The sequence below is a fragment of the uncultured Campylobacter sp. genome, from assembly GCF_938017615.1.
Taxonomy (GTDB): domain Bacteria; phylum Campylobacterota; class Campylobacteria; order Campylobacterales; family Campylobacteraceae; genus Campylobacter_B.
This window is the reverse complement of record NZ_CALIJA010000118.1, coordinates 1-7,442: the sequence shown is the minus strand read 5'-3', so window position 1 is coordinate 7,442 and position 7,442 is coordinate 1. Positions and strand designations below refer to the sequence as shown.

Sequence of the window (7,442 nt, the reverse complement as noted above, 5' to 3'; positions counted from 1 at the left end):
GTGCGACCAACTTTTCGATAGTGGCGTCGAAAAGCCCGATGATCGTGGAGCTTACGATCGCCGTGCATAAATTTACCGCTAGCCACACAGCGCGCGCGCGACCCGCCTTAAAGATCGTAGTCTCATCGTCCTCCGCTTCGTCATCGACGCCCGCGAGGTTGTAAATTTGCTCGGTGGCGCGCTCTTGGATGAGATCGTGGATATCATCGGCGGTAATCCGCCCGATGAGCACGCCGTTAGCATCGACAACAGGGATGACGTTAAGGTCAAATTCTTCAAAATCCTTGATCACGTCGTCGATCTTGTCTGTATCGGTGGCGAAGTGGATTTTATTTTCGGCGCCGAATTTTTGTGAAATTTGCTCCAGCGTGAGCGAAAAATCATATAAAATCAGATCGGACGTCGAAAAGGTAGTAAGCAGATGTCCCTTTTTATCGAGCACGAAGAGCTGAAAGACGTTTTCGATCTCGTCCTTTTCGCGCATAACGCGCAGCATCTCGACCGCCTGCCCCAGAGTCTGATCCTGCCTGGCGCTAAAGACCTCAGTCTGCATATACGCGCCCGCCTCATCTTCGCTATATTTGGAGATAGTAAGAATATCGTGGCGATCGTCCTCGTCAAGCCCATAGAAAATCTGCTCGGCCTTGTCCTCGTCGATTTCGCCGATGTTTTGCAAAAGCTCCGCCTGATCGTCGCTTTCGAGCTCCTCGATCGCTTCGACGATCTTTTCGTGAGGCAAAGTTTCGATGACGTCTTCGAGCATATGCTCGGGCATCTCAAGCGCAGCATCGGCAAGATCCTCAGGATCTAGCTTTTTTAAGAATTCTACGTATTTTTCTTCGTCATGCTTTTTTAGAGTTTTTAAATGCTCCGTAAGATCGGCGGCGCTTAGCTCATGTTCAAGCGTATCATCCAGGTGCGCATCAAGAAGCGCTTTGGCTTCCTCGACGTCGTCCAGCTGCTCTTTATTTTCCATTTTCAGCCTTAATTTATCGTGATAAGCGACTCGTAGTTTTCAAATTTAGCAGGGTTTTTCGAGCCGTCTTTAGCCGCAGCCATTCTGGCGTCCATATCTTTGACGAGAGCTTTAAATTTAAGCTCTTCGGCGCTTATGACGTTAGTTTTTTCAATCTTGACTACCTTGAGCGGATCTATCGCCTGCTTATTTTTATAAAGTCCGAAGTGCAGATGCGGTCCCGAACTAAGCCCGGTCGAGCCTACGTAGGCGATTAACTGACCTTGCTTGACACTAACGCCTGCTTTTGTGCCGCTAGCAAAGCCGCTAAGATGCGCATAAAGCGTACTGATACCGCCGCCGTGGTTGATTTCGACGGTGTTACCGTAGCCGTTTTTACGACCTACGAAGCTAATCTTGCCCGCCCCTGCGGCATTTACTCTAGTGCCTTTGGGGGCTGCATAATCTACGCCTAAGTGCGCGCGATATCTCTTTAAAATCGGATGAAATCTTTTAGGAGTAAAATACGATGAAATTCTAGTATAAACAAGCGGTGTAATCAGCAGAAAAGATTCGACCTTTTTACCGCTTCGGTCGTAGTATTTATCATCGAAAAAATATAGCGATTTGGGCTTTTTATTTTCCTCGATCATTCCTGCGGTGATATTTACTCCGCCAAAAGGTTTGCCAAGGCGCGTCTTTTGCTCATACAGGATCACGAGCCGATCGCCCTTTTGCAGCTTTTTAAAATTTACCTCGTTTTTAAAAACAAGCATAAACTCATTAGCTAAAGCTGCATTGCCCGTAGCTTTGATGATATCTTGATAGGGCGAGCTTTCGATCTGAATTCCTAAAGAGTAGCTGTTTTCCTCATAAACTATCGGAGTATAAACGAATCTAAAAGTGCCGAATTTATCGCGGTATATGTGGATCTGAAGCTCCTCGCTGACAGGGATTAACAGCTGAGATACGCGACCTGCTGGATCACGCAAAATTTGACACTCCACGCCAGCTCGTACCTCGGCGGCAAGCTCCTGATCCTCTTTATCCAGGTCGTAATATACAGATGCGGGGATGCCCGCGGTTTCCATAAATTGCAGCAGACTCACGCCATCGGGCCAGGCAAACTTCTCTACGCTGGGGTTGTTCGCAAAAACTACGCCTATCCACAGAAAAAGCAATATAAAAATTCTAGTCATATAAAACCGCTTTGAAATATTATTTTAAGGCGGGATTGTAACGAAAAAACGCTTATATTTCGTAAATACCGCGGAATTTTATCGCTAATTTCAAAGTTTTATGTATAATTAGCCGAAATTTTATTCCAGGAGCAGAATTTTGAAAAAAGCTTTACTTATTTTAGGCCTATTTTTAAGTGCGGCGATAGGGGCGGAATTTAACATGCCGCGATACGAAACCGCCCTACTTAGCGTAACGGATGGTTCGGGCGAGATCACAGATAGCCCTACGATTGCCGTAGGTAGCAGCGGAGTTGTGATGCATAATTTCGGTAGCGGCGCAAGCTCCATCATCGCGCGCGCAGTCGTGACGCAAAAAAGCGCAGGCAAGGCAAAGGTGCGATTTGAGGTCTTTGATATGTTAGCTCAAGAGGCACTGCCACTGCCTAAAATTTTACCCTCAAGCGGCGATAAAGTGATCTTAAATTTCCTCTATGACCGTGCCATAATCGTCGCGCCTAACGCTGAAATTTACGAGCAGGTTATCAAGGCTTTTCCGAATATAAATTTTATCCACCCAGATCTTGGCGGCGCCTATCTTAGCTACAACCACAAGCCAAACCCGAGCCGTGACGATTTTCGTAAAATTTGCGCGCAAAACAGCGCCGGACTGATTTTTATCGCGATGGATAAACAAGGTGTATTTGCCGACTGCGGTAGTTTCAAGCCTTTGCGTACGTTCGCTAGCGGCAGCGTAGCTTATTATCAGCTGCCATTTTACTCACGCGTGGGCGAGATAAAGACCGTCATTTGGGACTTTACTAATGGCCCGATCAGCGACTACGACAAGCACTACCGCTATTTGCTGGGCTTAGATGGCGATGAATAGCGCCGCGCGAGCGTTTTTTACAAATCTATTAGGCGCGGATAACGCCTATTTTGACGAGGCTCATCGCACAGCATACTGCTACGACGCGACGAAAAGACGCTGCCTGCCGGACGGCGTGCTTTTCCCGCGAAGTGAGGACGATGTCAGTCAAATTTTAAAATTCTGCAACGAAAATTTAATCCCTGTAGTTCCAAGAGGCGCAGGTAGCGGTTTTACGGGTGGATCTTTAGCCGCAAACGGCGGAGTGATTTTAGCATTTGAAAAACATATGAATAAAATTCTAGAAATCGACATGCAAAATCTACTCGCCGTAGTCCAACCCGGCTGCATAAATATCGATCTGCAAAAAGCAGCCGCAGCGCGCGGGCTTTTTTATCCGCCCGATCCCGCAAGCCAGGATTATTCCACGCTAGGAGGCAATGTCGCCGAAAACTCCGGCGGTATGCGCGCCGCAAAATACGGCATCACCAAAGACTATGTAATGGCACTGCGTGCGGTACTACCTAATGGAGAGGTGATCCGAGCGGGCAAACGCACTATCAAAGACGTCGCAGGCTTCAACGTGGCAGGAATTTTAATCGCAAGCGAAGGCGCGCTTGCCGTCATCACCGAAATCACGCTCAAACTAATCCCGATGCCAAAGCTTAAAAAGACCGCGATGGGCGTTTTTCCTAGCGTAGATGCAGCAATGAATGCCGTGTATAAGACAATGGCAGCCGGTATCACGCCCGTGGCGATGGAATTTTTAGACGCGCTGTGCATAGCCGCGGTCGAGGAGAAATTTCATAAAGGCTTGCCGAAGGGCGCGGGCGCGATTTTGATCTGCGAAACAGACGGCAATTTAGAAGCGGTGCTTTTGGAGGAGCTCGCGCTCATAAAAGAAATTTTCGTTCAAAACGGCGCGAGCTACTTCCGCATCGCAGAAAGCGAAGAAGAGCGTGCGGGCATTTGGTTTGCGAGGCGCAACTGCTCGCAGGCGATCAATATCTACGGCACGCTTAAGCTAAATGAGGACATCACCGTCCCGCGCTCGCAGCTGCCCGAGCTACTGCGCCGTATCGCGCGCATCGGCGATAAATACGGCGTGCGCGTGCCCTGCTTCGGGCACACGGGCGATGGCAATGTCCACACCAACGTCATGGTCGCCGACAAAAAAGATGAAGCTCAGGTGCGACGCGGACATGACGCAATCACCGAAATTTTCAAAGCTGCAGTTGGTCTTGGCGGTACGCTCAGCGGCGAGCACGGCATTGGGCTAAGCAAAGCAGAATTTATGCCACTAGCTTTTAGCGCAGCAGAGATGGAGCTATTTCGCGCAATCAAAAGGGCTTTCGATCCAAAAGGTATCTTAAATCCCGGAAAAATGGGGCTTTAAATTAGGATCGTCATCCAACTTCTACGGTGATTTGAAATCGATTTATCCCACTTATCTCATCTAAAATTTTACTTTCTTACAATATGCCTACTTAAAATTTATCTTGCTTGCAATTTATCTTATTTACAGGCTACTTCGAGTTAGTTTTAAGCTTGATCTACCCATTTACAGATCGATTTTGCTTGCTTTGCAATGAATAATTTTACTTATTTATTGACAAATTCCCATTCCCTTGTGAATTGATTTTATTTACTTCGCAAATTAATTATCCCGTGCGATCTTCTTCGGATATTTTTGCCATATCAGCTGTGATTACATAGCTACTCGCTAGTTTGAACAATTTTTTCTCTTTCAGGGATGCACTAAGATTAAGATGAAATCCCTATATCGCGATGGATAAGTCTATGATAAGTCAAAATTATGTCAATAAAATCCACAGCATAGATTAAATTCTAAACTTCTAAGATACTGAAATTTTAAAATCGCTATCCATCGCCATTATCGCAATATGCGGAATCTCAGCAATAAAATTTAAAGACAAAATTTCACGAAATTTCATAAAATCCCATAAAGCTCCGCAAAATTTCTATATTAATTTCGATCTCGCCGTATTATCATCTAGCTAGCCCTGTCATCTATTTAGTAGCATTAACCTCGCTTGCATTTATTTTATTCATAGCAGCTACTACGTTGCAGCTAAACTCCGCTCCCAGCTTGCAAGCCTTGTCGTAGTAGATCATCGCCTTATCCAGGTCTGGCTCGCCGAATTCCTTCTTTGAATACGCTAGCCCTACCCTTTGGCATCCCTCCGCCAAAGCAGCATCGCAAGATTTGAGGAAAAACTTAAGAGCGTCCTGATAGTCTTTCTCTTCGTAGCTAGCGACCGCAGCGTTTAAGCAGCCCTCACCTAGTCCTAAATCGCATGATTTGGCAAAAAAAGCGAACGTATTTTTCTTATCGGCATTTTTATAAGAGATTATCGCAGCGTTGTAGCAAGCTTTGGCAGCTCCCAGCTCGCACGCTTTGGAATAAAACCGCGCGGACTTGCCCTTATCTTTTGTAGTTTTATATAAATTTTGCTCGTCATAATATAAATCCCCCGCGATAGCACAGCTATTTTCTAGCCCCGCTTCACAAGCTTTTTCAAACGGCTTTTTTGCCGCCTCATAATCGCGCTCCTCAAGCAAATACGCTCCGTAGTCTTCGCACGAATTAGCCCTACCGATGCCGCATCCGACAAACGAGATCGCCTGCGGGAAAAATATCTGCGCGAGCGTGTAAGCTCCGACGAGCAAAACGACGATCGATCCTAAAATTTTCATTTTCACTCCTTTTAAATTTTGATAATTCAGCCGTGCAAGACCAAATCTATGAGCTCTTTGCAGGCAAAGCAAAATTTTGCCAAGCTTTGGCGGACGATAAAATTTTACCGACTTTTGACGCGCATAAATTCTCTTCGTTTTAATGGGCGAGATAAGATCCGCGAGCATTCAAAAAGCGATAAGGCGGACGGGCGGCAACCCTCTTGCGCCGCCGCGCGTAAATTACGTTGCCACGTACGCGCCTAACCCTTGCTTGACAAAAACCTCTGCAAAATTATCGTTGCGGCGATGCTATCAAAGCGCGGATCCTTGCCGCCACCTTTAGCGCCTTTGCTCGCAAACTCCGCCGCTTCGGCGCTCGAAAAGCTCTCGTCTTGAAATTTTATCTCGCCGTCAAAATCCAGCAGCGAGGCGAAGTGGCGTATGCGCCTGCTCATCTCCTCCTCGCTCGCCCCGCCGCGCGGCACGCCAAGCACTAGCACGCCAGCGCCCTTTTCGCGTAACAACTCACTCAGCTCGCGCGCGGCCTGGATACGGTTTTTGCGCAGGATCGGATCGCACGGAAGCGGCGTCTTATCATCCGGTGCCGCCGCCACGCCGATACGTTTAAGCCCAAGATCGATCGCAACTATCAAAATTTATCCTTTGCTAACATCAAATTTTGCGGAATTCCGCTATTAAAATTCTATCGCGGAAATTCCGCGATCGGAATTTCATAGCTAAATTTTATCACATAATTTAGCTGCGGAATTTATGAAATTTTATACGAAATTGACATAAATTTCACTCGCTCGCGCCGCTTGCGAGCTATTAAATTTAGCGTGCCACGAGCTTCAAATTCCAAAATTTCGATCGCCGCGCCCGGCTCGGTGCATCCGCACTGAGTCCGCGTGAGCTGCACGTAAGCGACACCCAAACTCACGGCGGGCATAAATCCTGCCATGCAGGTGCCGGACGTGCAACCAACCCACCCCACGCAAAATCAAAATTTTAAAGCAAACCCACACTCACGCGACGGAGCAGATACAGCCCCTCTGCACTTTATAGCTCGTAAAATTTTGCCGCTACGATCAAAATTTTTCCTTGTGGCAAATTCAGCCTACCACACTCGCACTGAAATCTGCAGCCAAATTTACCCGCAAAAATTTAGCACGATAGGCAAGCAAACATTTAAAACGCTATTTCAGAAAATTTCATGCATTTTAACACTTAAATTCCGCGCCGCAAAGTATTTACAAATTGCGCGCGGCATTCACAAACCGATCATTACCGCAAGTGGGGCGAGTAGCACTACGCAAACAAGCCGCGCGGGTTTGTTTTAAGCTCAAGTGCTACTTGCAGAAGGTAAAATTTTACCGAGCCGCCTTTTTCTAAATTTAAACTCAGGCCGCGCAGACTACGCGCCGTGCAAACAAGCCGTACCGGCAGGCGGTGCGCAAGTCATAGCGAGCAAACGCCAATCATCGGCTACTTTGCCACGATCTTTGCGCCTAAAATTTCGATCCTGCCTTCAAGCTCGTATTCGTAAATTTTATCTCCGAAGCGCTCGATCGCCGCTTGCAGATCGGAATTTAGCGCTAAAAATTTCATCACCTCATCCTGCGCGCGTTCGGTGCTTTGCGGCATCTGCGGAGCCAAAGACGCAACAAACTCGCCAAAATCCGCAATCAGCCGCGCCTGAGATTTTGCGAGCAGATCGTTCGTGCCCGCGCTCTCGTCCATG

The 7,442-nt window shown here is 47.3% G+C and carries 7 protein-coding genes and 1 pseudogene; 2 read left to right on the top strand and 6 right to left on the bottom strand.

All coding sequences use genetic code 11. From position 1 onward, the window contains the following. Both Q0620_RS06115 and Q0620_RS06110 read right to left on the bottom strand, forming a co-directional pair. Positions 1-976, bottom strand: a 976-nt coding sequence (locus Q0620_RS06115; protein ID WP_298783776.1) for a CBS domain-containing protein, incomplete at its 3' end; no start/stop codon positions are given. 8 nt (positions 977-984) lie between these two features. Beyond that, entirely contained in the window at positions 985-2,154 is a 1,170-nt protein-coding gene (locus Q0620_RS06110) for a peptidoglycan DD-metalloendopeptidase family protein (RefSeq protein WP_005871954.1), read from the bottom strand. Positions 2,155-2,293: 139 nt separating this feature from the next. Between Q0620_RS06110 and Q0620_RS06105 the strand changes: the two genes are divergently transcribed. After that, positions 2,294-3,022 (top strand): plasminogen-binding N-terminal domain-containing protein, encoded by a 729-nt coding sequence (locus tag Q0620_RS06105; RefSeq protein WP_297881461.1) that lies wholly within the window; start codon positions 2,294-2,296, stop codon positions 3,020-3,022. Further along, positions 3,015-4,397 (top strand): FAD-linked oxidase C-terminal domain-containing protein, encoded by a 1,383-nt coding sequence (locus Q0620_RS06100; RefSeq protein ID WP_298783778.1) that lies wholly within the window; start codon positions 3,015-3,017, stop codon positions 4,395-4,397. The genes Q0620_RS06105 and Q0620_RS06100 overlap by 8 nt, the downstream gene beginning before the upstream one ends. Before the next feature lie 635 nt (positions 4,398-5,032). Here Q0620_RS06100 and Q0620_RS06095 read toward each other — a convergent pair. From Q0620_RS06095 to Q0620_RS06080, 4 genes and pseudogenes are all read right to left on the bottom strand, one after another. After that, a complete protein-coding gene (locus tag Q0620_RS06095) occupies positions 5,033-5,719 on the bottom strand; it encodes a tetratricopeptide repeat protein (protein WP_298783773.1) in 687 nt (228 codons plus the stop codon). A 242-nt stretch (positions 5,720-5,961) separates the two neighbouring features. Continuing rightward, on the bottom strand, positions 5,962-6,354 hold the full coding sequence (gene ruvX, locus Q0620_RS06090; protein WP_298783771.1) for a Holliday junction resolvase RuvX: 393 nt from the start codon (positions 6,352-6,354) through the stop codon (positions 5,962-5,964). A gap of 116 nt (positions 6,355-6,470) precedes the next feature. Then, complete coding sequence (locus Q0620_RS06085; RefSeq protein WP_298783769.1) at positions 6,471-6,662, bottom strand: hypothetical protein; 192 nt, start codon at positions 6,660-6,662, stop codon at positions 6,471-6,473. A 524-nt stretch (positions 6,663-7,186) separates the two neighbouring features. Continuing rightward, a pseudogene (locus Q0620_RS06080) lies at positions 7,187-7,442 on the bottom strand (DNA processing protein DprA); the annotation flags it as partial.